The sequence below is a fragment of the Massilia endophytica genome (genome assembly GCF_021165955.1).
GTDB lineage: Bacteria > Pseudomonadota > Gammaproteobacteria > Burkholderiales > Burkholderiaceae_D > Rugamonas > Rugamonas endophytica.
Genome location: NZ_CP088952.1, coordinates 2,954,343 through 2,974,690, shown reverse-complemented (window position 1 = coordinate 2,974,690; position 20,348 = coordinate 2,954,343). Strand labels below are relative to the sequence as shown.

The following is a 20,348-nucleotide window of genomic DNA, read 5'->3' as shown; positions in this document are numbered from 1 at the left end:
CCCGGACAAGATTTCCCAACTCTGTTATACTTGACCAAATCGATCAAGTAATCCGGAATTGGCTTGCTTGGCGAAGGCAAGATTTTAACCGAAGGAAGCGAGCTTGTATGCGTTTGACTACCAAAGGCCGATTTGCAGTCACTGCGATGATTGACCTGGCCATGCGCCAGGGCAAGGGCCCTGTCACGCTGTCCGGCATCAGCCAGCGGCAGGCCATTTCCCTGTCCTACCTGGAGCAGCTGTTCGGCAAGCTGCGCCGCCATGAGATCGTGGAGTCCATCCGCGGTCCGGGCGGCGGCTACAGCCTGGCGCGCCGGGCGGACAAGGTCACGGTCGCCGACATCATTATTGCCGTCGATGAACCCCTCGACGCCACCCAGTGCGGCGGCAAGGAAAACTGCCATGGCGCCAACAAGGCCACGGGCGCCCGCTGCATGACCCACGAGCTGTGGGCCACGCTGAACGAAAAGATGGTCGACTATCTCGATTCCGTGTCCCTGCAGGACCTGGTCGACCAGCAGAAACAGAAAAACGCCGAGCAGAACGTCGTGGTGATGCACCGCAGCGAAGCCGCCCTCGGTTAAACAGGAGTAGCAGATGAACGCCCCAGAGAAAAAAGTCGCCCAGGTAGCTCCCGTGGAATTCCACACTGCGCCGCATTTCCCCATCTATATGGACTATTCGGCCACCACGCCGATCGATCCCCGCGTCGCGGACAAGATGATTCCCTACCTGCGCGAGCAGTTCGGCAATGCCGCATCCCGCAGCCATATGTACGGCTGGACGGCGGAAGCGGCGGTGGAAGAGGCGCGCGGCCATGTGGCGGCCCTCGTCAATGCCGACCCGCGCGAAATCATCTGGACCTCGGGCGCCACCGAGAGCAACAACCTGGCCATCAAGGGCGCGGCCCAGTTCTACAAGTCCAAGGGCAAGCACATCGTCACCGTGAAGACCGAGCACAAGGCCGTGCTGGACACCGTGCGCGAACTGGAGCGCCAGGGCTTCGAAGCCACCTATCTGGACCCGCAGGACAATGGCCTGATCACCATCGAACAGCTGACGGCCGCGCTGCGCCCGGACACCATCCTCGTGTCCGTGATGCTGGTGAATAACGAGATCGGCGTGATCCAGCCCATCGACGAAATCGGCGCCCTGTGCCGCAGCAAGGGCATCATCTTCCACTGTGACGCCGCGCAGGCGACCGGCAAGGTGCACATCGATCTGCAGAAGACCAAGGTCGACCTCATGACCTTCACCGCGCACAAGACCTACGGCCCGAAAGGCGTGGGCGCGCTGTACGTCTGCCGCAAGCCGCGCGTGCGCATCGAAGCGCAGATGCACGGCGGCGGCCACGAACGCGGCCTGCGTTCGGGCACGCTGCCCACCCACCAGATCGTGGGCATGGGCGAAGCCTTCCGCATCGCGAAGGAAGAGATGGACAGCGAGATTGCACGCATCAAGGCCCTGCGCGACCGCCTGGCCAAGGGCTTGACGGAAATCGAAGAGACCTATGTCAACGGCGACATGGACCACCGCGTGCCGCACAACCTGAACGTCAGCTTCAACTACGTGGAAGGCGAGTCGCTGATCATGGCCGTGAAGGATCTGGCCGTGTCGTCCGGTTCGGCCTGCACCTCGGCCAGCCTGGAGCCGTCCTACGTGCTGCGCGCCCTGGGCCGCAGCGACGAACTGGCGCACAGCTCCATCCGCTTCACAATCGGCCGCTTCACCACCGAGCAGGACATCGACTTCGCCGTGGAGCTGATGAAGTCCAAGGTGGGCAAGCTGCGCGAGCTGTCGCCGCTGTGGGACATGTTCAAGGAAGGGATCGACATCAATTCGATCCAATGGGCCGCGCACTAAGCGCGCCGCTAACGATTTATATCAGGAGCACATCATGGCTTACTCGGAAAAAGTTCTCGACCACTACGAAAATCCGCGCAATGTGGGCGCCTTTGAAAAAGGCGATGAAAGCGTGGGCACCGGCATGGTCGGCGCACCGGCCTGCGGCGACGTGATGAAACTGCAGATCAAGGTCGGCGCGAACGGCCTGATCGAAGACGCGAAGTTCAAGACCTACGGCTGCGGTTCGGCCATCGCCTCCAGCTCGCTGGTGACGGAATGGGTCAAGGGCAAGTCGCTGGATGAGGCGCTGGCCATCAAGAACACCCAGATCGCCGAAGAACTGGCCCTGCCGCCGGTGAAGATCCACTGCTCGATCCTGGCGGAAGACGCGATCAAGGCCGCCGTGCAGGACTACAAGGCCAAGCACGCAGACGCCTGAGGCAACACGGAGGAAGTATGGCAATCACCCTGACTGAAAAAGCAGCGAAGCACATCAACCGGTATATCGAACGCCGCGGAAAGGGCGTCGGCCTGCGCTTCGGCGTGCGCACCACCGGCTGCTCGGGGCTGGCCTACAAGCTGGAATACGTGGACGAAGTGGCGCCGGAAGACCAGGTCTTCGAGTCGCACGGCGTGAAGGTGTTTGTCGATCCGAAAAGCCTGCCGTACATCGACGGCACGGAGCTGGACTTCGCCCGCGAAGGCCTGAACGAAGGCTTCAAGTTCAACAACCCGAACGAGAAAGACGCCTGCGGCTGCGGCGAAAGCTTCCGTATCTGATCCGTCGATGCACCGTGCAAAACCACTTCGAGCTCTTCCAACTGCCGCAGCAGTTCGCCATTGACAGCGGCGCCCTGGACGCCGCCTACCGCGAGGTCCAGGGACGCGTCCATCCCGACAAATTCGTCAACGCCACCGATGCCGAGAAGCGCGTCGCCATGCAATGGGCCACGCGCGCCAACGAGGCTTACCAGACGCTGAAGAACCCGCAGAAGCGGGCAGCCTATTTGTGCGAGCTCAATGGCGTGGACCTGCAGACCGAATCGAACACCGCCATGCCGATGGCCTTCCTGATGCAGCAGATGGAGTGGCGCGAGGCCCTGGCCGAAGCGCGTTCGGAAAAGAATACGGAGCAGCTGGACGAACTGGATGGCGAGCTGCGCTCCGCGCGCAAGAAGCAGCTGCAGGAAATCGAGGCGGCGCTGAACGGCGGCGACTTCCATGCGGCCGCGCAGGGCGTGCGCGCCCTGATGTTCCTCGAAAAATTCCGGGAAGAGATAGAGCACAGCTACGCTGCCATCGAAGCATAGCGATGGCGCCATCCGCGCCATACTTTGAACAATAAGACAGAGCCTCGCGAGGCGTGATTTAAATGGCACTTCTGCAAATTTCCGAGCCGGGCATGTCCACGGCGCCGCACCAGCACCGGCTGGCTGTCGGGATCGATCTCGGCACCACCAACTCGCTGGTGGCCACCGTGCGCAACAGCATTCCGGAAGTGCTGAACGACGAAGACGGCCGTCCGCTGCTGCCTTCCGTGGTGCGCTACCTGCCCAACGGCCATGCCAACATCGGCTACAAGGCCATGGCGGCGCAGACCACCGATCCGAAGAACACCATCGTTTCGGTGAAGCGCTTCATGGGCCGCGGCCTGAAGGACATCGCCTACGCCGAGAACCTGCCTTACGACTTTGTCGACGCTCCGGGCATGGTGCAGCTGAAGACCGTCGCGGGCATCAAGAGCCCGGTCGAGACTTCGGCCCAGATCCTGGCCACGCTGCGCCAGCGCGCGGAAGATTCCCTGGGCGACGACCTGGTGGGCGCCGTCATCACCGTGCCCGCCTATTTCGACGACGCCCAGCGCCAGGCCACCAAGGACGCCGCCCAGCTGGCGGGCCTGAACGTGTTGCGCCTGCTGAGCGAACCCACCGCCGCGGCCATCGCCTACGGCCTTGATAACGGCTCCGAAGGCCTGTTTGCCGTGTACGACCTGGGCGGCGGCACCTTCGACATTTCCATCCTCAAGTTGTCCAAGGGCGTGTTCGAGGTGCTGTCCACTGGCGGCGATTCCGCCCTGGGCGGCGACGATTTCGACCACCGCCTGTTCTGCTGGATCCACGAGCAGGAGAAACTCGCGCCCCTGTCCGACGAGGACACGGCGGTGCTCATGGTGAAGGCGCGCGAGGCGAAGGAGCTGCTCTCCACCAAGCCCGAGGTGACGGTGGACGCCATTCTCGGCTCGGGCGAGGAAGTGCACCTGAAGATCACGGCGGAGACCTTCGCCGAGATCACGAAGCACCTGGTCGCCAAGACCATGACCGCCGTGAAGAAGGCCCTGCGCGACGCCAACATCGACGCCGACGATATCGACGGCGTGGTGATGGTGGGTGGCGCCACCCGCATGCCGCACGTGCAGCGCGCCGTGGGCGACTTCTTCCACACCATTCCGCACGCGAACATCGACCCGGACAAGGTGGTTGCCCTGGGCGCAGCCATCCAGGCCAACCTCCTGGCGGGCAACCGCGCGCCGGGCGACGACTGGCTGCTGCTGGACGTGATTCCGCTCTCGCTGGGCATTGAAACGATGGGCGGCCTGGTCGAGAAGATCATTCCGCGCAACTCCACCATTCCCTGCGCCCGCGCGCAGGAATTCACCACCTTCAAGGACGGGCAGACGGCGCTGGCCGTGCACGTGCTGCAGGGCGAACGCGAACTGGTGAGCGACTGCCGCTCGCTGGCGCGCTTCGAGCTGCGCGGCATTCCACCCATGGCGGCGGGCGCGGCGCGCATCCGCATCACCTACCAGGTGGACGCGGACGGCCTGCTCTCTGTCTCGGCACGCGAGCTGCGCTCGAACGTGGAAGCCTCCATCACCGTCAAGCCTTCCTACGGCCTGGGTGATGACGACGTGGCGCGCATGCTGCAGGACTCCTACAGCGCCGCCGACGCGGACATGAAGGCGCGCGCCCTGCGCGAAGAGCAGGTGGAAGCCGAGCGCATCCTGCTGGCCACCGAATCCGCCCTGGAGGAGGATGCCGCGCTGCTCGACGCCGACGAGCGCGCCGCCATCGATGCGCTGATCGCCAGGACGCGCGACATCGTCGCGCAGTCGGCCGCCGGTTCCGTGGACCATCTCGCCGTGAAGGCCGCCGTCGAAGCGCTGGCCGCAGGCACCGAGGAATTCGCATCGCGCCGCATGGACCGCAGCGTGCGCAGCGCGCTGGCCGGCAAGTCGCTCGACCAGGTCGCATAACACATCATTACAAAGGTAGCTCCGTGCCCCAAATCGTCATTCTCCCTCACGCCAAGCTGTGCCCCGAAGGCGCCGTGATCGAAACCGAATCCGGCAAGTCCGTGTGCGACGTCCTGCTGGACAACGATATCCATATCGAACACGCCTGCGAGAAATCCTGTGCCTGCACCACCTGCCACGTGCTGGTGCGTGAAGGCTTCGACTCGCTGAACGAGGCCAGCGAAACGGAAGAGGACCTGCTGGACAAGGCCTGGGGCCTGGAAGCGGTGTCGCGCCTGTCCTGCCAGGCCATCGTGGCGGACGAGGACCTCGTGATCGAGATTCCGAAGTACACCATCAACCACGCCAGCGAAGGCGGCCACTGACTGGGAGCCTGCGATGAAATGGACTGACATCACGGCGATTGCCGAAGCGCTGTACGACAAATACCCCAACCTGGATCCGACCACGATCCGCTTCACCGACCTGCATAACTGGGTCGTCACGCTGGAAGGCTTCGACGACGACCACAAGCGCGGCGGCGAAAAGATCCTGGAGGCGATTCAGCAGGCATGGATCGATGAAGCGCAATAAGCCAGCCCCCGCAGCACTGCCCGCCGAAGTGACGGACATCCCGGAGATCAAGCCGGGACAGTCCGTCGCGCTGCTTCAGGAGCTGCACATCCTCACGCGCGACGGAAAGCTCAACCAGGACAGCCGCCGCAAGCTGAAACAGGTCTATCACCTGTATCAGTTCATCGAGCCCCTGCTCAAGGACGTGCTGGAAGAGAAGGGCAGCGTGTCGCTGGTGGACCATGGCGCGGGCAAGTCCTACCTCGGCTTCATCATCTACGACCTGTTCTTCAAGCAGCTTGGCGGCGATTCCCACATCTACGGCATCGAAACGCGCGAAGAGCTGGTGCAGCGTTCGCGCGAGCTGGCGCAGAAATTCAGTTTCCCCGGCATGTCCTTCCTGCCGCTCTCGGTGGCCGAATCCACCACCTCGGACGCGCTGCCGCCGCAGATCGACATCGTCACGGCCCTCCACGCCTGCAATACGGCGACCGACGACGCCATCGACTTCGCTCTGAAGAAGAAGGCGAAGCATATGGTGCTGGTGCCCTGCTGCCAGGCGGAAGTGGCCTCGGTGCTGCGCAAGAACAAGGGCCAGGCCCTGGGCAAGAGCGCGCTGACTGAGATCTGGCGCCATCCCATCCACACCCGCGAGTTCGGCAGCCAGATCACGAATGTGCTGCGCTGCCTCCAGCTCGAAGCGCACGGCTACCAGGTCAATGTGACGGAGCTGGTGGGCTGGGAGCACTCGATGAAGAACGAGCTGATTATCGCCACCTACAAGAACCTGCCGCGGCGCCGTCCCTCCGAGCGCCTGCAGGAGGTGCTGGAAACCGTCGGCCTGGAAGAGCTGGGCCACCGCTTCTATACCGGACAGGAAACCGCATGAGCCACTGGATCGACCTGCGCAGCGACACCGTTACCCAGCCCTCCGCGGCCATGCGCGAGGCCATGCACGCCGCGCCGGTGGGCGACGATGTGTATGGCGACGACCCCACCGTCAATGCCTTGCAGGACTACACGGCGGAGCTGTTCGGCTACGAGGCGGCGCTGTTCGCGCCATCCGGCACGCAGAGCAACCTGATCGCGCTGCTGGCCCATTGCGGACGGGGCGACGAATACCTCGTCGGCCAGGAAGCGCATACCTACCGCTACGAAGGCGGCGGCGCCGCGGTGCTGGGCAGCATCCAGCCGCAGCCCATCGCCAACCAGGCGGACGGCACGCTCGCCATCGCCGACATCGAAGCCCAGATCAAGCCGGACGACGTGCATTTCGCGCGCACCCGGCTGCTGGCGCTGGAGAACACCATCGGCGGCCGCGTGCTGCCCGCCGACTATCTGGCCCAGGCGACGCGCCTGGCCCACCTGCGCGGCCTGAACACCCACCTGGACGGCGCCCGCATCTGCAACGCCGCCGTGAAGCAGGGCAGTGCGCTGAAGGACGCCGTGGCGGGTTTCGACAGCGTATCCGTCTGCCTGTCCAAGGGGCTCGGCGCGCCGGTCGGCTCCGTGCTGTGCGGCAGCCGCGCCCTGATCGAACAGGGCAAGCGCTGGCGCAAGATGCTGGGCGGCGGCATGCGCCAGGCAGGCGTGCTCGCAGCCGCAGGCCTTTACGCCCTGCAGAACAACGTGGCGCGTCTGGCGGAGGACCACGACAACGCGGCCTTCCTCTCCGCCGAACTGGCGAAGATCGGTGCGCTCAAGGTGAGTATTCCGCAGACCAATATCTTCTATGTCGACGTGCCGCGCGAGGCCGCCGCCGCGCTGAACGAAGCGCTGCTGGCCGAGCGCATCCGCGTGTCGATGTCGCCGCGCCTGCGCCTGGTGACTCACCTTGACGTGTCGCGCGCCGACATGGAAACGGTGGCCGCCGTGTTCACGCACTTCTTCCAGCGCTGGCAGGCATGACGGACGACGCAACGATCCGCCTCTCCAAGCGCGTGGCCGAAATGGCGCCGTGTTCGCGGCGCGAGGCCGAACTCTATATCGAAGGCGGCTATGTGCTGGTCGATGGCCTCGTGATCGAGGAACCCGGCGCGCGCGTCGCGCCAGCGCAGCAGGTGGCCCTTGCGCCGGATGCCACGCTGCTGGAGATCCAGCCCGTCACCATCCTTCTCCACAAGCCTGCGGGCGTGAGCGCTGCAGGCCTGCTCACGGAAGCAAACCGCAGTGCCGAAGCGCGGCGCGAACGCTTCCTCAGGCGCCACATCGCCAACCTGACGCCTGCGCTGCCGCTGCCGGACCACGCCAGCGGCCTGTTCGTCTTCACCCAGGACTTCCGCGTCGCGCGCAAGCTGGTGGAGGAGGGCGACAAGGTGGAGCAGGAGATTATCGTGGACGTGTCCGGAACCATCGCCGAAGACGGCCTGGCCCAGCTCAATCGCGGCGGCGCCAAGGTGAGCTGGCAGAACGAAGGCCGCCTGCGCTTTGCGGTGAAGGGGCCCAAGCCGCAGCAGATCGACGTGATGTGCAGGTCGGTGGGCCTCACGCCCACCGCCATCAAGCGCATCCGCCTCGGGCGCATCGCCATGGCGGGCCTGCCCGCCGGACAGTGGCGCTACCTGCAAGGCTACGAGCGCTTCTAGGCCGCTTCGAACGCGCCGCTGGTGACGTAGTCGACAATCAGGTCCACGCTTTCCTGCGGCAGGCTCTGGAAGCGCGCGCCGTTGCGGAAGCGGCCCTCGCTGCCGAAGGGACGGCTGTAGACAAGGTCGATTACGGCATCGTTGCGCACTGAACTCCCCGGAAAGGCGAAGCAGAAGCGGTAGGAGCGGTCCGGGATCATGGGATAGGGCGTAACGAAGGCCACCCCCATGCGCGCGATGTCGATGATCTGCACGATGCGCACGGCCCCGCCATTCAGTTCAGTAACTGTGGCTTGCACTTGCAGCAGGCGCCGTACATGCTCTCGTCTTTGGTCCATGACTTATCGTAGTGGAAATTGACCCTCGGTGTAGTTCTCCTGCCCTGAGGGAATGAAACGTTGTGGTAGGTCAACAAGTCGCTCTTCCAGTCGTGGCATTCTCTGATCTCGAATAACGCCTCCAAGGGAAACCATGGATTTCGATTTCGGTTTAAAAATTGTCTCCACGCTACTGGCGGTGGTAGGGGCTGCTCGCATAATGTATGAGCTGGCGATGGGAAGGCATCATCGTATGAGAGATGAGTATCGATTCGCGCGTGACTTTCTAACCGCTATTAAGGAAGAGCCAGACATGCACCCCTTTGTTCGCGAGAAGGGGTATCACGCAATTGCTGGTGACCGGTCGATTGGCTCCGAGGCCATTGAATACCTGATATCGTTGCAGCGCCCAGAACGGGCACTTAAGGACTATGTCCTTGGCCGTTCCTACATCGAGCATTTGCCTTCCTCTGGCAACCTGCAGATCGAATTCCGGCCTAAGTACTACACTTCATTCTCCAGAACGTGGCGCAAATGGACATATGGTGTGCTGTATTTTGTTCTGGCTTTTGTTGCTTTTGTCCCCTTGGTCTTTTCTGGAGTACTAGGCCTGGCCTTGGGCCAGACTGTTCTGCTCTTTTTGCTTTGCCTGGTTACGTTTGGTAGTTGCTCATTTCTTGCGCTCAAAGAAGCGGCAAGCATCTACCGCGCGGAGATGCTGGTTTCGCATCAGGACAAGCATGTACAGCAAATAATCGTTCAGTCTGGCGCACGAATTCATGTCGCGCGAGGGGAGCGCGGACCTAGCTAGCCTGTTGGGGGACCGACGCCGCCTTAGTTGGTTTCGGTAGCTGGACGAGGCGCGTGCCTGCCAGCTTATCGTGCAGGAACTGGCGGTCGCGGTCGAAGAATGCGGTGAGCGACCACAGTGCGATGCCGCCCAAAATGGCGTACAGGGCGTGCCAGCGCTGCAGCTGCAGGGCGAAGTCCAGCACCAGGGCGGGCAGCACCCACATCCAGCTCAGGAGATAGCGCAGCACGGCCATTTTCAGCGGCAGCGCTTCGCCACCGGCGGTCACGAGGCGGATGCGCCAGGTCTGCATGGCCAGGGTCTGGCCCTTGCGGCTCCATTGATGGATGAAATAGATGCCAAGTACGATGAAGGCCAGCGCCTGCCGCATATGTTCCACCACAGGCGTATGGCTCGCCCCCGTGGCGACCTCGAACACGAGGAAAGGCAGGAACAGCACGGCGAACGCCAGCAGCAGCTCGTAGACCATGGAGATCAGGCGGCGCTTGACGGTGGGGGCGGGATAGCTGGAGAGTGCTTCTTTACTTGGTGGCATTCGGCGCAGGGGCCGGGGACGCCGGCGTAGAAATCGACTGCTGGTTCATGGCGGCCGGTGTGGCAGCGCCTTCGAGCGGATAGACCACTTCCGGCGCCGGCGCGGGCGAGGTGACGGGAGCGGCGGGCGCTGGAACCACAGGAGCGGGAGCGGGCGTGGCCGGAGCCGGTGCTGCGGGCGTGGGCGCGACGGGCGCGGGCGTGCCGGGCGGCGGCACCAGGCCCTGGCCATGCGCCTTGATCGGCTGCGGGGTCTTGATCATGGATTGGGCCGGCGTCGGCGGCTTGGCCACCTGCTGGCGCTTGCCGGCAGCGGTGTCGGCAAGCTTGCGCTTTTCCTCTTCCGGCAGCTGTTGATACTGCTCCCACTGCGCGGCCTTCTGGCCGCCGACGATCTTCTGCGCCCGCGCGTAGTTCTCGCGTACGGCCTTGCGTTCGTCGGGGGAGAGACGGGTCCACTCGCGCATGCGTTCATGCACGCGCTGCTGCTCGTCCGGTTTCATGGTGTTGAAGCGGTTGGCGATGTCCAGCCACTTCTTCTTGCGCACGGGGCCCAGTTCGTCCCAGGTGGATTCCAGCGGGCCGAGGGCCTTCTGCTGTGCTGCGTTCAATTCCGACCAGCGCGGCTTTTCCGCGGTGACATTGCTGCCCAGGCCTACCTTGGCAGGCACGGAGGCGATGGCCGCCAGCGGCGCCTCGCCGCTCTCGTGGTGCAGCCATACGGCGCCTGCCGCCAGCAATACTGCCAAAACGGCAATGCCAGCGACGAGCGGGGTACGGCCACGGACTTGCGCCATTGCTTATTGCCCGCGCGTTTCGATGTATGCGTTGAAGCCGTGGTCCAGATAGGCCGACAGCGGCAGCTCGTCCGACAGCACGGCCGCATCCAGCTCCGCCAGTTCGGCGATCGACTGCTGCTGTTCATACTGGTAGACGCCGACCATGCCGCACAGCATGAGCACCAGGGGCAGGGCAACGCTGAAGCGGTTCATCCAGCCGAAGGCATGGCCGAAGCCTGCCGTACCCGCGCCAGCCATGGCCGGAGCGGTACGGGCTACGCGCACTTCCACGTGCGCCTTCTTGCGCGCCACGGCCGCCTTGCGGGCAGCCGCCAGGCGCTCCGTCGTCGAAGCCGGCAAATCGTCCAGCTTCTCGTTCAGCGCGTGGCGCACACGGTAAGCGAAATTCAATTCTTCGGTGTTCATAGTTTGATTCCTTTGGCTTTGAGCGACTCTGCAAGGGTGTGTGTTGCTCTGGAGCAATGTGTTTTAACGCTCCCTTCGGAGCATCCCATCGCTTCCGCCGTCTCCGCCACGTCCATATCCTGCCAGTAACGCATGAGGAAGGCTTCCCGTTGACGCGCCGGCAGTTTTTGTACTTCGTCTTCTATGATTTGCAACATCTGCCAGCGTTCGACCTGGTCGGCGCTCGATTCGGCGGCCTGGGTGCCTTGCTCCGCCTCATAGCTCTCCAGTATATCAAAGTCCTCGTTTTCCTCGTGGGAACTTCCCAAGCCGGAAAACAGGCTGACCCAGGTATTGCGCACCTTCTCGCGCCGGAAATAGTCGAGGATGGTGGTCTGCAGGATGCGCTGGAACAGCATGGGCAGCTCGGCGGCCGGCTTGTCGCCGTACTTTTCGGCCAGCTTGATCATGGCGTCCTGCACGATGTCGAGGGCCGATTCGTCCCGGCGCACCGCATACACCGCCTGCTTGAATGCCCGCCGCTCCACGTTTTCGAGGAAATCCGATAATTCTTTGTCTGTGGCCATGCGTGGGGAGCGTGCTGCCGGAGTGGTCGCCGTGGGGGTCTTTTTGTGAACTGTTGGGCATCCTAGCAAAAACGGCCTGTTTTGGCACGAGATTGCGAACAAAAATGTATAGATATGCATTTTTTGTCAGATAAGCCTTGACCGCCATGCTGCAACGCAGTAACGTATGGAACGCTTTGCACACCACGAAGCTCCCCGGTTTGACGCAACAGGCACACAAAGCCGTTGGGGAAAACCAGCTTTCATTTGTCAGCAGTTTGCTCTAACCCGCGCCACAAGCGTGAGAGGTCGGCACACCCGCTGCAGAAACTCAGGCCAAACGAGTTGCGTTTAGCGTTGCCTTGTACTTGCACTACGTTGCGGGGAAGGGGTAGCGTGACCGCAGAAAGAAGGGAAGCCCGAAGTGCTGCACGGAACGCCCGCTTCGCCAGGCCAGAGCATCCTATCAATCTCCTTATGGACCTTGAAAGGAATGTTTCATGAACACCGAAGCCTCCATCACAGGCGCCGAGATCCTCGTGCGCTGCCTTGCCGAAGAGGGCGTTGAGCACGTCTTTGGCTACCCCGGCGGAGCAGTGCTCTACATCTACGACGCCATCTTCAAGCAAGACAAATTCCAGCACGTCCTCGTTCGCCACGAGCAGGCAGCCGTCCATGCCGCTGACGCCTATTCGCGCAGCTCGCAGAAAGTGGGCGTGGCCATCGTGACCTCCGGACCGGGCGTGACCAATGCCGTCACCGGCCTGTCCACCGCCTACATGGATTCGATTCCCATGGTGGTGATCTCCGGCCAGGTGCCCAGCCACGCGATCGGCCAGGACGCCTTCCAGGAATGCGATACCGTGGGCATTACGCGCCCGGTGGTGAAGCACAACTTCCTGGTGAAGGACGTCAAGGAACTGGCGGAAACGGTCAAGAAGGCCTTTTATATTGCGCGCACCGGCCGTCCCGGCCCGGTGCTGGTGGATATCCCCAAGGATATCTCCATGCACAAGCATACCTACTCGTATCCGAAGGATATCGAGATGCGCTCCTACCGCCCGGTGGACAAGGGCCATTCGGGCCAGATCCGCAAGGCGGTGCAGCTGCTGCTGCAGGCCGAGCGCCCCATGATCTACACGGGCGGCGGCGTGATCCTGGCCAATGCCTCGCCGGAGCTGAACAAGCTGGTCGAACGCCTCGGCTTCCCCGTCACCAATACCCTGATGGGCCTGGGCGGCTCGCGCGCCAGCGACCCGCACTTCGTGGGCATGCCCGGCATGCACGGCACCTACGAAGCCAATATGGCCATGCAGCACTGCGACGTGCTGATCGCCATCGGCGCGCGCTTCGACGACCGCGTCATCGGCAATCCGAAGCACTTCGCCACCAACCCGCGCAAGATCATTCACGTGGATATCGACCCCTCGTCGATTTCCAAGCGCGTGAAGGTCGACATCCCCATCGTGGGCAACGTCAAGGACGTGCTGGTCGAATTCCTCAACCAGCTCGAAGCCGCCGAGGCCAAGCCGAACAAGCCTGCACTGGCCAAGTGGTGGTCGCAGATCAATGAATGGCGCGGCCGCGAGTGCCTCAAGTACGCCACTTCCGAGCTGGTGATCAAGCCTCAGCAGGTGGTGGAAAAGGTGTGGGACATCACCAAGGGCGACGCCTTCATCACCTCGGACGTGGGCCAGCACCAGATGTGGGCCGCGCAGTACTACCGCTTCGACAAGCCGCGCCGCTGGATCAACAGCGGCGGCCTTGGCACCATGGGCGTGGGCCTGCCGTACGCCATGGGCGTGCAGATGGCGAACCCCGACGCCACCGTGGCCTGCATCACGGGCGAAGGCTCGATCCAGATGTGCATCCAGGAGCTCGCCACCTGCAAGCAGTATCACCTGACGCCGAAGATCATCCTCCTGAACAACCGCTTCCTGGGCATGGTGCGCCAGTGGCAGCAGATCGACTACGGCTCGCGCTATTCCGAGTCGTATATGGATTCGCTGCCGGACTTCGAGAAGCTGGCCGAGGCCTATGGCCACGTGGGCATGCGCATCGAGAAGCCGGGCGACGTGGACGGCGCGCTGCGCGAAGCCTTCGGCATGAAGGACCGCCTCGTGTTCATGAACTTCATTACCGACCAGAGCGAGAACGTCTGGCCGATGGTGCAGGCCGGTAAAGGCCTCTCCGAAATGCTGCTCGGATCGGAGGACCTCTGATATGCGACACATTATTTCTGTTTTGCTGGAAAACGAAGCAGGCGCGCTGTCGCGCGTGGTGGGCCTGTTCTCGGCCCGCGGCTACAACATCGAGACGCTGACCGTCGCGCCGACCGAGGATTCGACCCTCTCGCGCATGACCATCGTCACCAGCGGTTCGGACGACATCATCGAGCAGATCACCAAGCACCTTAACCGCCTGATCGAGGTAGTGAAAGTGGTGGACCTGACCGAAGGCCAGCACATCGAGCGCGAGCTCATGCTGATCAAGGTGAGGGCAGTGGGCAAGGAGCGCGAAGAAATGAAGCGCACCGCCGACATCTTCCGCGGCCGCATCATCGATGTGACCGAGAAGACCTACACCATCGAGCTGACGGGCGCCAAGAGCAAGCTGGATGCCTTCATCGATGCAATCGACCGCACCTCCATTCTCGAAACCGTCCGTACCGGCGGCTCGGGTATCGGCCGCGGCGAACGCATCCTCAAAGTCTGAACACACACAACACAAAATACATAGGAATGATCATGAAAGTTTTCTACGACAAAGACGCTGACCTCTCCCTCATCAAAGGCAAGAACGTTGCCATCATCGGCTACGGCTCCCAGGGCCACGCGCACGCGCAGAACCTGAGCGAATCGGGCGTGAACGTGACCGTGGGCCTGCGCAAGGGCGGCGCCTCGTGGCAGAAGGTGGAGAAGGCCGGCCTGAAGGTTGCCGAGGTGAACGAGGCCGTGAAGGCCGCCGACGTCGTGATGATCCTGCTGCCGGACGAGAACATCGCCCAGGTCTACAACGAGAACGTGGCGCCGAACATCAAGCAGGGCGCCGTGCTGGCCTTCGCCCACGGCTTCAACGTGCACTACGGCCAGGTTGTGCCGCGCGCCGACCTCGATGTGATCATGGTGGCGCCGAAGGCCCCGGGCCACACCGTGCGCGGCACCTACACGCAAGGCGGCGGCGTGCCGCACCTGATCGCCGTCTACCAGGACAAGTCCGGCGTGGCGCGCGACATCGCCCTGTCCTACGCTGCGGCCAACGGCGGCGGCAAGGCCGGCATCATCGAAACCAACTTCCGCGAAGAGACCGAGACCGACCTGTTCGGCGAACAGGCCGTGCTGTGCGGCGGTACGGTTGAACTGATCAAGGCAGGCTTCGAGACCCTGGTGGAAGCGGGCTACGCGCCGGAGATGGCCTACTTCGAGTGCCTGCACGAGCTGAAGCTGATCGTGGACCTGATCTACGAAGGCGGCATCGCCAACATGAACTACTCCATCTCCAACAACGCGGAGTACGGCGAATACGTGACCGGTCCGAAGGTTGTGACCTCGGCCACCAAGGAAGCGATGCGCCAGTGCCTGAAGGACATCCAGACCGGTGAATACGCGAAGAGCTTCATCCTCGAGAACAAGGCGGGCGCCCCGACCCTGATCTCCCGCCGCCGCCTGACCGCCGAGCACCAGATCGAAGAAGTCGGCGCCAAGCTGCGCGCCATGATGCCCTGGATCGCGAAGAACAAGCTGGTGGACCAGTCCAAGAATTGATTTGTCCCACGTTCCACTTCAACGGCCCTGCGGGGCCGTTTTTTTTCTATGGTCAGAACTTGTGTTTGATCCCGGCCGATTTTTCTACCCCATATCTCGTGGGCGCCTTTACCTTGACGTACATGGGTGAAGCCAGCGTCCTTCAGGAGTTGAAGGACTCGGCTGTAGTAGCCCTTCATGCTGCGCGAAAGCGCAGATCCGTAATAGGCGGGGTTGCAGGAACTTTGCTCAGGTGGAGCTCAAGCAGGGTGGCGGTCGCGGCGTTTACCTCTTTTACGAGCTCATCCATAGTTTTCGCCTCGCATACAAGTCCACGCAGATCCGTGCTGGTTGCCACATAAACGCCAGCGTCCTCGTCTTCAACAACGTTGACGCGGATCTTCAGCGGAATGCCGAGATGCGCGGCCTGCTTCCAGAAGGGATACCCGATTCGGTACATTTTGGCTCCATCGTGGCTGGGGAGTATCCAATGAGTATAGTTCACAACTGCACTCACCTGATACCGACTTGATCAGCAAAGTGAGCTTGCCCAGGGCGGCGGTTACAAACGGTCACCAACTGGAGCGTTGCTCTATGGCCATTTCGGTTAAAGTCGGGGCACTGTCTGACTTCGGAGAACAAGATGACCGTCATGAAAACCGTCGCCGCCGCTGCCCTCGTGCTGGGCGCCCAGGCTGTGCAGGCGCAGTCCATTCCCACCACCGGAACCCTCGTGATCGTGCCCGCCAACGGCGAAGTGCGCGCGCCCAACGACCAGGCCGTGGCCACGCTGGCCATCGAGGAGCAGGACAAGGACAAGGCCGCTGCCGCCTCCCGCGTCAACCAGAAGATGAAGCAGGGCCTGGACATCCTGAAGAAGGAAGACCCGCAGGCCAGGCTGAAGACCCAGGGCTACTACACCTATCCCGTGTACCCGGAAGACCGTCCGGTGCCGATGGGCGGCACGCCAAAGAGGCCGCAGCCGGTGGCATGGCGCGTGGGCCAGTACGTGGAAATGACCACCACCAGCCTGGGCACGCTGCCGAAAACGGTCGCTGCCGCGCAGAAGATCCTCACCCTGAACAACATCCAGTTCGGCCTGAGCCCCGAGGCCACGCGCAAGCTGGACGACCAGCGCATCGCTGTCACCTACCGCAACCTGAACGAGCGCATCGCCTCCATCGCCAGCGCCATGGGCCGCAAAACCAGCGACGCAGTGCTGGAAACGGTGGACTTCGAAGGTACCGGGAACTACGCTGGCCGCGAGATGGCGCCCGCGGCGCCAATGATGATGATGCGGGCAGCGAAGGATACGGCCGAAGTGGCAGAACCCAGCTTCGAACCTGGCGAGACCACGCTGGACATGCGCCTGGTAGGGAAGGTGCGTTTCAAGTAACCGTCATTCCATCGGCTGGCGGATGATGGTCTTCCACCTGGCCGGATCGGCGCGGCGAACATCGCTCAGATAGATTTCGTGGTGCCTTCCGGCGAGGGCTGAGCGCTCCCCGATGAAATCGTGGACGCGCTGGATGGTCGGGCCTTCCTCGCTGAATGGCCCGACGTGCAGGATCTGCGCGCATCGTCCCTCCATGAAGTCCTCCAGCCGGAGCTCATCCAGTGCTGGAAGCCCCTTCTTGCGCTTCACTTCCGCCAGCGCCGCCTCGATCACGGCCTGCTCCACGAAATGAGGCTGCATGATCATCATCGTCCACTTCCATTTCGACCTGTCGTTGCTGGTGAAGGAGGACATATCGTCCGACCACCACAGCCCTTCGAGCGGCATGACGGCGTAGTCGGTCTGCGCAGCCTTCTTCACCATGAACTTCGCGGTGTATGAAACGGAGAACAAGGCCTCCACGGCCTCGGCGTACCACGGCGATGTATTGGGATCACCCTCGCCATCGACCATCAGGAAGCGCAAGCGTGGCACCTGAACTTCCACCACGCCCTTTGCGGATGCGTGATACAGCTGCTTGAGTTCCTTCTTGAGATCAATTTTCGGCATGAATATTCCTGAGTGTTGGCTGAACCTTTGCGTGGCGGCTGCAGTCTAACTGCTAACAACGATCTGGAGGCTATTCATGAGATATCTCTCCGCAACTTTCGTGTCTATCGCCGGGCTGGTGCTTGCCGCAGGCTCCCTCGCTCAGGATCTCGTCCTGGACTGTTCGGTCAAGCGCACCGATCCCGACGGCTCGCAGTACGAATTCGTTCGCCGGCTTGAGCTGACCTTCGACTCGTCGACCGTGGCCTTCTACGACAACTTCGGCCGCGGATTCGATTTTTCAGACCGATACCGGTTCGTTCGAGCCGATGCCTACAAAATCCAGCTTCGAAATGACCAGGAAGCAATATCATACGTTGATCGGACCGATGGAAACTACTTTTTCAAGCGCGACGATGGAATGGTCATTCGAGGAAACTGTGTCGCGAGGAAGGCTGGGGCTGTGACGAAGTTCTGACGCTCGCAGCCACTCCTATGTTGCGCGCTCCACTATAATAGGGGCCATTCTCTAGCGCAGCTATCACAGGAACGTATGGCAAAATTTCCCCGCCGCAGGCCCAACAATGCAGTGAACCCGGCTGGCAAGGCGCCCCGCAGGACGCCCTTCAGCCGTTTCGCACGCCACCATGCGGCGGATGGGACGGCCAAGCCGCGTTCGCGCGGCATCTACCTGCTGCCGAATGCCTTCACCACCGGTGCGCTGTTCTGCGGCTTCTATGCCATCGTCATGGCCATGAACCAGCGCTTCGAGCATGCCGCCTGGGCCATCTTCGTGGCCATGCTGCTGGACGGCCTGGATGGCCGCGTCGCCCGCCTCACCAACACCCAGAGCGAATTCGGCGCGCAGTACGACAGCCTGTCCGACATGGTGTCCTTCGGCGCGGCGCCAGCCCTCGTCATCTATGAATGGTCGCTGCGCGGCCTGGGTAAACTGGGATGGATCGCGGCCTTCGTGTACTGCGCTGGCGCCGCGCTGCGCCTGGCCCGCTTCAACACCAACATCCAGGTGGTGGACAAGCGCTACTTCCAGGGCATGCCCAGCCCATCGGCCGCCGCGCTGGTGGCGGGCTTCGTGCTGATGATGGTGGACCTTGAAGTGCCGGGCGTGCTGCTGCCCTGGGTCTCCTGGGGCATCGCCATGTTCGCGGGCCTGACCATGGTCACCAACGTGCCTTTCTACAGCTTCAAGGACGTGAACTTCCGCAAGTCCGTGCCCTTCATCGCCGTGTTCCTGATCGCGCTGGTGTTCGCGCTGATCTCCATCGACCCGCCGAAAGTCATGTTCCCGCTGTTCGTGCTGTACGGCCTGTCCGGCTACCTGGTGTTCTTCGTGCGCCTCGCCAAGGGCAAGCCGGTCAGCATCGTCCAGACGGAAGACGAAACCGACGACTAGCAAGGAGTGCCGCATGAGCGACCGCCTGATCATTTTCGATACCACCCTGCGCGACGGCGAGCAATCGCCCGGCGCCTCGATGACGCGCGAAGAGAAGGTGCGCATCGCGAAGCAGCTGGAGCGCCTGCGGGTGGACGTGATCGAGGCGGGGTTCGCCGCCGCATCGCCGGGCGATTTCGAATCGATCCGCGCCATCGCAGCTGCCATCAAGGATTCCACCGTGTGCTCGCTCTCGCGCGCCAATGACCGCGACATCGCGCGCGCCGCCGAGGCCCTGCAGCCTGCGGCCCGCAAACGCATCCACACCTTCATCGCCACCTCGCCGCTGCACATGAAAATGAAGCTGCGCATGGAGCCGGAGCAGGTGCTGGAGCAGGCGAAGCTGGCGGTGCGCTTCGCACGACAGCACACCAACGATATCGAATTCAGCCCGGAAGACGGCAGCCGTTCGGAAGAGGACTTCCTGTGCCGCGTGCTGGAGGGCGTGATCGACGAAGGCGCCACCACCATCAATTTCCCGGATACGGTGGGCTATGCGGTGCCCGAGCTGTTCGGAGAGACCATCCGCCGCCTGCGCGAACGCATCCCGAATTCGGACAAGGCCATCTGGTCCGTTCACTGCCACAACGACCTTGGCCTCGCCGTGGCCAACTCGCTGGCGGGCGTGATGATCGGCGGCGCGCGCCAGATCGAGTGCACCATCAACGGCCTGGGCGAGCGTGCCGGTAACACGGCGCTGGAAGAAGTGGTGATGGCGCTGCGCACGCGCGCGGGCTACTTCAATCTCGAATGCGGCATCGACACCACCCAGATCGTGGCCGCGTCCAAGATGGTGTCGCAGATTACCGGCTTTGCCGTGCAGCCCAACAAGGCGGTGGTGGGCGCGAACGCCTTCGCGCACGCGTCGGGCATCCACCAGGACGGCATCCTGAAGGCGCGCGAAACCTATGAGATTATGCGCGCCGAAGACGTGGGCTGGACCGCGAACAAGATCGTGCTGGGCAAGCTCTCGGGCCGCAACGCCTTCAAGCAGCGCTTGCAGGAGCTGGGCATCGAGCTCGATTCGGAAGCAGAAGTCAACACCGCCTTCGCCCGCTTCAAGGAGCTGGCCGACCGCAAGTCCGAGATCTTCGACGAGGACATCATGGCCCTCGTGTCGGACGAGGAGGGCCACGAGGGTGAGCATTACCGCCTGGTCTCGCTGGCACAGCGTTCCGAAACGGGGGAGCTGCCGCATGCGCGCATTGTGTTTTCGATGGGCGGCGTGGAATACAGCTGCGAGGGCACGGGGGATGGACCGGTGGACGCCATTGTCAACGCCATCGAGAGCCGTGCGCAGTCGGGCGCGGAGCTGGTGCTGTTCTCGATTGCGGCCATCAGCCCCAGCTCGCAATCGCAAGGGGAGGTGACCATGCGCCTGTCCAGCGCGGGCCGCATCGTCAACGGCGTGGGCGCCGATCCGGACATCGTCACCGCCTCGGCCAAGGCCTATCTCTCGGCGCTGAACAAGCTGCACAGCAAGGAGCGCGTCAACCCCCAGGCCGAAACTATCTGAGGCGG

At 62.8% G+C, this 20,348-nt stretch carries 26 protein-coding genes; 19 read left to right on the top strand and 7 right to left on the bottom strand.

Features of this window, described 5'->3' with window-relative positions:
* Positions 1 to 107 precede the first annotated feature (107 nt).
* From iscR to LSQ66_RS13420, 11 genes are all read left to right on the top strand, one after another.
* Complete coding sequence (iscR, locus tag LSQ66_RS13470) at positions 108 to 584, top strand: Fe-S cluster assembly transcriptional regulator IscR (protein ID WP_231765713.1); 477 nt, start codon at positions 108 to 110, stop codon at positions 582 to 584.
* Positions 585 to 597: 13 nt separating this feature from the next.
* Positions 598 to 1,863, top strand: a complete 1,266-nt coding sequence (locus LSQ66_RS13465) for an IscS subfamily cysteine desulfurase (protein ID WP_269449074.1) — start codon at positions 598 to 600, stop codon at positions 1,861 to 1,863.
* 34 nt (positions 1,864 to 1,897) lie between these two features.
* Positions 1,898 to 2,284, top strand: a complete 387-nt coding sequence (gene iscU, locus LSQ66_RS13460) for a Fe-S cluster assembly scaffold IscU (protein WP_231765712.1) — start codon at positions 1,898 to 1,900, stop codon at positions 2,282 to 2,284.
* A gap of 17 nt (positions 2,285 to 2,301) precedes the next feature.
* A complete protein-coding gene (gene iscA / locus LSQ66_RS13455; RefSeq protein ID WP_231765711.1) occupies positions 2,302 to 2,625 on the top strand; it encodes an iron-sulfur cluster assembly protein IscA in 324 nt (107 codons plus the stop codon).
* A gap of 14 nt (positions 2,626 to 2,639) precedes the next feature.
* Positions 2,640 to 3,155, top strand: a complete 516-nt coding sequence (hscB, locus tag LSQ66_RS13450) for a Fe-S protein assembly co-chaperone HscB (protein WP_231765710.1) — start codon at positions 2,640 to 2,642, stop codon at positions 3,153 to 3,155.
* Between the two features lie 62 nt (positions 3,156 to 3,217).
* The gene (hscA, locus tag LSQ66_RS13445; protein WP_231765709.1) at positions 3,218 to 5,098 is read left to right on the top strand and encodes a Fe-S protein assembly chaperone HscA; all 1,881 of its coding nucleotides are present in this window, start codon (positions 3,218 to 3,220) and stop codon (positions 5,096 to 5,098) included.
* A gap of 23 nt (positions 5,099 to 5,121) precedes the next feature.
* A complete protein-coding gene (fdx, locus tag LSQ66_RS13440; RefSeq protein ID WP_231765708.1) occupies positions 5,122 to 5,463 on the top strand; it encodes an ISC system 2Fe-2S type ferredoxin in 342 nt (113 codons plus the stop codon).
* Positions 5,464 to 5,476: 13 nt separating this feature from the next.
* Positions 5,477 to 5,671, top strand: coding sequence for a Fe-S cluster assembly protein IscX (gene iscX / locus LSQ66_RS13435; protein WP_231765707.1), 195 nt, complete (start codon positions 5,477 to 5,479; stop codon positions 5,669 to 5,671).
* On the top strand, positions 5,658 to 6,539 hold the full coding sequence (locus tag LSQ66_RS13430) for a class I SAM-dependent methyltransferase (protein ID WP_231765706.1): 882 nt from the start codon (positions 5,658 to 5,660) through the stop codon (positions 6,537 to 6,539). The genes iscX and LSQ66_RS13430 overlap by 14 nt, the downstream gene beginning before the upstream one ends.
* A complete protein-coding gene (gene ltaE / locus LSQ66_RS13425) occupies positions 6,536 to 7,558 on the top strand; it encodes a low-specificity L-threonine aldolase (RefSeq protein WP_231765705.1) in 1,023 nt (340 codons plus the stop codon). The genes LSQ66_RS13430 and ltaE overlap by 4 nt, the downstream gene beginning before the upstream one ends.
* Complete coding sequence (locus LSQ66_RS13420; RefSeq protein WP_231765704.1) at positions 7,555 to 8,235, top strand: RNA pseudouridine synthase; 681 nt, start codon at positions 7,555 to 7,557, stop codon at positions 8,233 to 8,235. Before ltaE ends, LSQ66_RS13420 begins: the two co-directional genes overlap by 4 nt.
* Here LSQ66_RS13420 and LSQ66_RS13415 read toward each other — a convergent pair.
* On the bottom strand, positions 8,232 to 8,573 hold the full coding sequence (locus LSQ66_RS13415; protein ID WP_231765703.1) for a PilZ domain-containing protein: 342 nt from the start codon (positions 8,571 to 8,573) through the stop codon (positions 8,232 to 8,234). The genes LSQ66_RS13420 and LSQ66_RS13415 overlap by 4 nt on opposite strands.
* Positions 8,574 to 8,706: 133 nt before the next feature.
* Here LSQ66_RS13415 and LSQ66_RS13410 point away from each other — a divergent pair, with 133 nt between their 5' ends.
* A complete protein-coding gene (locus LSQ66_RS13410) occupies positions 8,707 to 9,363 on the top strand; it encodes a hypothetical protein (protein WP_231765702.1) in 657 nt (218 codons plus the stop codon).
* On the opposite strand, the gene LSQ66_RS13405 is transcribed toward LSQ66_RS13410, so the two are convergent.
* From LSQ66_RS13405 to LSQ66_RS13390, 4 genes are read right to left on the bottom strand one after another with little or no spacing between them, the layout of a single operon-like run.
* Positions 9,356 to 9,898 (bottom strand): RDD family protein, encoded by a 543-nt coding sequence (locus tag LSQ66_RS13405; protein WP_231765701.1) that lies wholly within the window; start codon positions 9,896 to 9,898, stop codon positions 9,356 to 9,358. The genes LSQ66_RS13410 and LSQ66_RS13405 overlap by 8 nt on opposite strands.
* Positions 9,885 to 10,694 carry a DUF3106 domain-containing protein gene (locus LSQ66_RS13400; RefSeq protein WP_231765700.1) on the bottom strand — a complete coding sequence of 270 codons (810 nt, stop codon included), beginning with the start codon at positions 10,692 to 10,694 and terminating at the stop codon, positions 9,885 to 9,887. Before LSQ66_RS13400 ends, LSQ66_RS13405 begins: the two co-directional genes overlap by 14 nt.
* Before the next feature lie 3 nt (positions 10,695 to 10,697).
* Positions 10,698 to 11,102 (bottom strand): DUF3619 family protein, encoded by a 405-nt coding sequence (locus LSQ66_RS13395; RefSeq protein WP_231765699.1) that lies wholly within the window; start codon positions 11,100 to 11,102, stop codon positions 10,698 to 10,700.
* Positions 11,099 to 11,788: an RNA polymerase sigma factor gene (locus tag LSQ66_RS13390; protein ID WP_269449073.1), complete on the bottom strand. Its 690-nt coding sequence runs from the start codon at positions 11,786 to 11,788 to the stop codon at positions 11,099 to 11,101. The genes LSQ66_RS13395 and LSQ66_RS13390 overlap by 4 nt, the downstream gene beginning before the upstream one ends.
* Before the next feature lie 359 nt (positions 11,789 to 12,147).
* Here LSQ66_RS13390 and LSQ66_RS13385 point away from each other — a divergent pair, with 359 nt between their 5' ends.
* Genes LSQ66_RS13385 through ilvC form a run of 3 tightly spaced genes read left to right on the top strand, consistent with a single transcriptional unit; the run spans position 12,148 to position 15,411 of the window.
* Complete coding sequence (locus LSQ66_RS13385; protein ID WP_231765697.1) at positions 12,148 to 13,869, top strand: acetolactate synthase 3 catalytic subunit; 1,722 nt, start codon at positions 12,148 to 12,150, stop codon at positions 13,867 to 13,869.
* Position 13,870: 1 nt separating this feature from the next.
* Complete coding sequence (gene ilvN / locus LSQ66_RS13380) at positions 13,871 to 14,362, top strand: acetolactate synthase small subunit (RefSeq protein ID WP_231765696.1); 492 nt, start codon at positions 13,871 to 13,873, stop codon at positions 14,360 to 14,362.
* Positions 14,363 to 14,394: 32 nt separating this feature from the next.
* A complete protein-coding gene (gene ilvC / locus LSQ66_RS13375) occupies positions 14,395 to 15,411 on the top strand; it encodes a ketol-acid reductoisomerase (RefSeq protein ID WP_231765695.1) in 1,017 nt (338 codons plus the stop codon).
* Between the two features lie 175 nt (positions 15,412 to 15,586).
* On the opposite strand, the gene LSQ66_RS13370 is transcribed toward ilvC, so the two are convergent.
* A complete protein-coding gene (locus LSQ66_RS13370) occupies positions 15,587 to 15,850 on the bottom strand; it encodes a DUF1902 domain-containing protein (protein WP_231765694.1) in 264 nt (87 codons plus the stop codon).
* A 183-nt stretch (positions 15,851 to 16,033) separates the two neighbouring features.
* Between LSQ66_RS13370 and LSQ66_RS13365 the strand changes: the two genes are divergently transcribed.
* On the top strand, positions 16,034 to 16,786 hold the full coding sequence (locus LSQ66_RS13365) for an SIMPL domain-containing protein (RefSeq protein ID WP_231765693.1): 753 nt from the start codon (positions 16,034 to 16,036) through the stop codon (positions 16,784 to 16,786).
* Between the two features lie 3 nt (positions 16,787 to 16,789).
* Here LSQ66_RS13365 and LSQ66_RS13360 read toward each other — a convergent pair whose 3' ends face one another.
* Positions 16,790 to 17,395, bottom strand: a complete 606-nt coding sequence (locus tag LSQ66_RS13360) for a GyrI-like domain-containing protein (RefSeq protein ID WP_231765692.1) — start codon at positions 17,393 to 17,395, stop codon at positions 16,790 to 16,792.
* A gap of 76 nt (positions 17,396 to 17,471) precedes the next feature.
* Here LSQ66_RS13360 and LSQ66_RS13355 point away from each other — a divergent pair, with 76 nt between their 5' ends.
* From LSQ66_RS13355 to LSQ66_RS13345, 3 genes are all read left to right on the top strand, one after another.
* Positions 17,472 to 17,852 carry a hypothetical protein gene (locus LSQ66_RS13355; RefSeq protein WP_231765691.1) on the top strand — a complete coding sequence of 127 codons (381 nt, stop codon included), beginning with the start codon at positions 17,472 to 17,474 and terminating at the stop codon, positions 17,850 to 17,852.
* Positions 17,853 to 17,927: 75 nt separating this feature from the next.
* Positions 17,928 to 18,788, top strand: coding sequence for a CDP-diacylglycerol--serine O-phosphatidyltransferase (gene pssA, locus LSQ66_RS13350; protein WP_231765690.1), 861 nt, complete (start codon positions 17,928 to 17,930; stop codon positions 18,786 to 18,788).
* Positions 18,789 to 18,801: 13 nt separating this feature from the next.
* Positions 18,802 to 20,343 carry a 2-isopropylmalate synthase gene (locus tag LSQ66_RS13345; protein WP_231765689.1) on the top strand — a complete coding sequence of 514 codons (1,542 nt, stop codon included), beginning with the start codon at positions 18,802 to 18,804 and terminating at the stop codon, positions 20,341 to 20,343.
* The last annotated feature ends 5 nt before the right edge of the window (positions 20,344 to 20,348 follow it).

What these genes read in the sequence shown, in the direction of transcription:
- LSQ66_RS13355 (WP_231765691.1), top strand. Translation starts at nt 17,472, where the DNA reads ATGAGATATCTCTCCGCAACTTTCGTGTCTATCGCCGGGCTGGTGCTT.
- LSQ66_RS13405 (WP_231765701.1), bottom strand. Translation starts at nt 9,898, where the DNA reads ATGCCACCAAGTAAAGAAGCACTCTCCAGCTATCCCGCCCCCACCGTC.
- LSQ66_RS13385 (WP_231765697.1), top strand. Translation starts at nt 12,148, where the DNA reads ATGAACACCGAAGCCTCCATCACAGGCGCCGAGATCCTCGTGCGCTGC.
- ilvC (WP_231765695.1), top strand. Translation starts at nt 14,395, where the DNA reads ATGAAAGTTTTCTACGACAAAGACGCTGACCTCTCCCTCATCAAAGGC.
- LSQ66_RS13410 (WP_231765702.1), top strand. Translation starts at nt 8,707, where the DNA reads ATGGATTTCGATTTCGGTTTAAAAATTGTCTCCACGCTACTGGCGGTG.
- hscA (WP_231765709.1), top strand. Translation starts at nt 3,218, where the DNA reads ATGGCACTTCTGCAAATTTCCGAGCCGGGCATGTCCACGGCGCCGCAC.
- LSQ66_RS13420 (WP_231765704.1), top strand. Translation starts at nt 7,555, where the DNA reads ATGACGGACGACGCAACGATCCGCCTCTCCAAGCGCGTGGCCGAAATG.
- LSQ66_RS13390 (WP_269449073.1), bottom strand. Translation starts at nt 11,788, where the DNA reads ATGCATATCTATACATTTTTGTTCGCAATCTCGTGCCAAAACAGGCCG.
- LSQ66_RS13395 (WP_231765699.1), bottom strand. Translation starts at nt 11,102, where the DNA reads ATGAACACCGAAGAATTGAATTTCGCTTACCGTGTGCGCCACGCGCTG.
- LSQ66_RS13370 (WP_231765694.1), bottom strand. Translation starts at nt 15,850, where the DNA reads ATGTACCGAATCGGGTATCCCTTCTGGAAGCAGGCCGCGCATCTCGGC.
- LSQ66_RS13415 (WP_231765703.1), bottom strand. Translation starts at nt 8,573, where the DNA reads ATGGACCAAAGACGAGAGCATGTACGGCGCCTGCTGCAAGTGCAAGCC.
- LSQ66_RS13465 (WP_269449074.1), top strand. Translation starts at nt 598, where the DNA reads ATGAACGCCCCAGAGAAAAAAGTCGCCCAGGTAGCTCCCGTGGAATTC.
- LSQ66_RS13345 (WP_231765689.1), top strand. Translation starts at nt 18,802, where the DNA reads ATGAGCGACCGCCTGATCATTTTCGATACCACCCTGCGCGACGGCGAG.
- LSQ66_RS13360 (WP_231765692.1), bottom strand. Translation starts at nt 17,395, where the DNA reads ATGCCGAAAATTGATCTCAAGAAGGAACTCAAGCAGCTGTATCACGCA.
- iscX (WP_231765707.1), top strand. Translation starts at nt 5,477, where the DNA reads ATGAAATGGACTGACATCACGGCGATTGCCGAAGCGCTGTACGACAAA.
- LSQ66_RS13430 (WP_231765706.1), top strand. Translation starts at nt 5,658, where the DNA reads ATGAAGCGCAATAAGCCAGCCCCCGCAGCACTGCCCGCCGAAGTGACG.
- iscA (WP_231765711.1), top strand. Translation starts at nt 2,302, where the DNA reads ATGGCAATCACCCTGACTGAAAAAGCAGCGAAGCACATCAACCGGTAT.
- pssA (WP_231765690.1), top strand. Translation starts at nt 17,928, where the DNA reads ATGGCAAAATTTCCCCGCCGCAGGCCCAACAATGCAGTGAACCCGGCT.
- iscU (WP_231765712.1), top strand. Translation starts at nt 1,898, where the DNA reads ATGGCTTACTCGGAAAAAGTTCTCGACCACTACGAAAATCCGCGCAAT.
- LSQ66_RS13400 (WP_231765700.1), bottom strand. Translation starts at nt 10,694, where the DNA reads ATGGCGCAAGTCCGTGGCCGTACCCCGCTCGTCGCTGGCATTGCCGTT.
- LSQ66_RS13365 (WP_231765693.1), top strand. Translation starts at nt 16,034, where the DNA reads ATGACCGTCATGAAAACCGTCGCCGCCGCTGCCCTCGTGCTGGGCGCC.
- ilvN (WP_231765696.1), top strand. Translation starts at nt 13,871, where the DNA reads ATGCGACACATTATTTCTGTTTTGCTGGAAAACGAAGCAGGCGCGCTG.
- iscR (WP_231765713.1), top strand. Translation starts at nt 108, where the DNA reads ATGCGTTTGACTACCAAAGGCCGATTTGCAGTCACTGCGATGATTGAC.
- ltaE (WP_231765705.1), top strand. Translation starts at nt 6,536, where the DNA reads ATGAGCCACTGGATCGACCTGCGCAGCGACACCGTTACCCAGCCCTCC.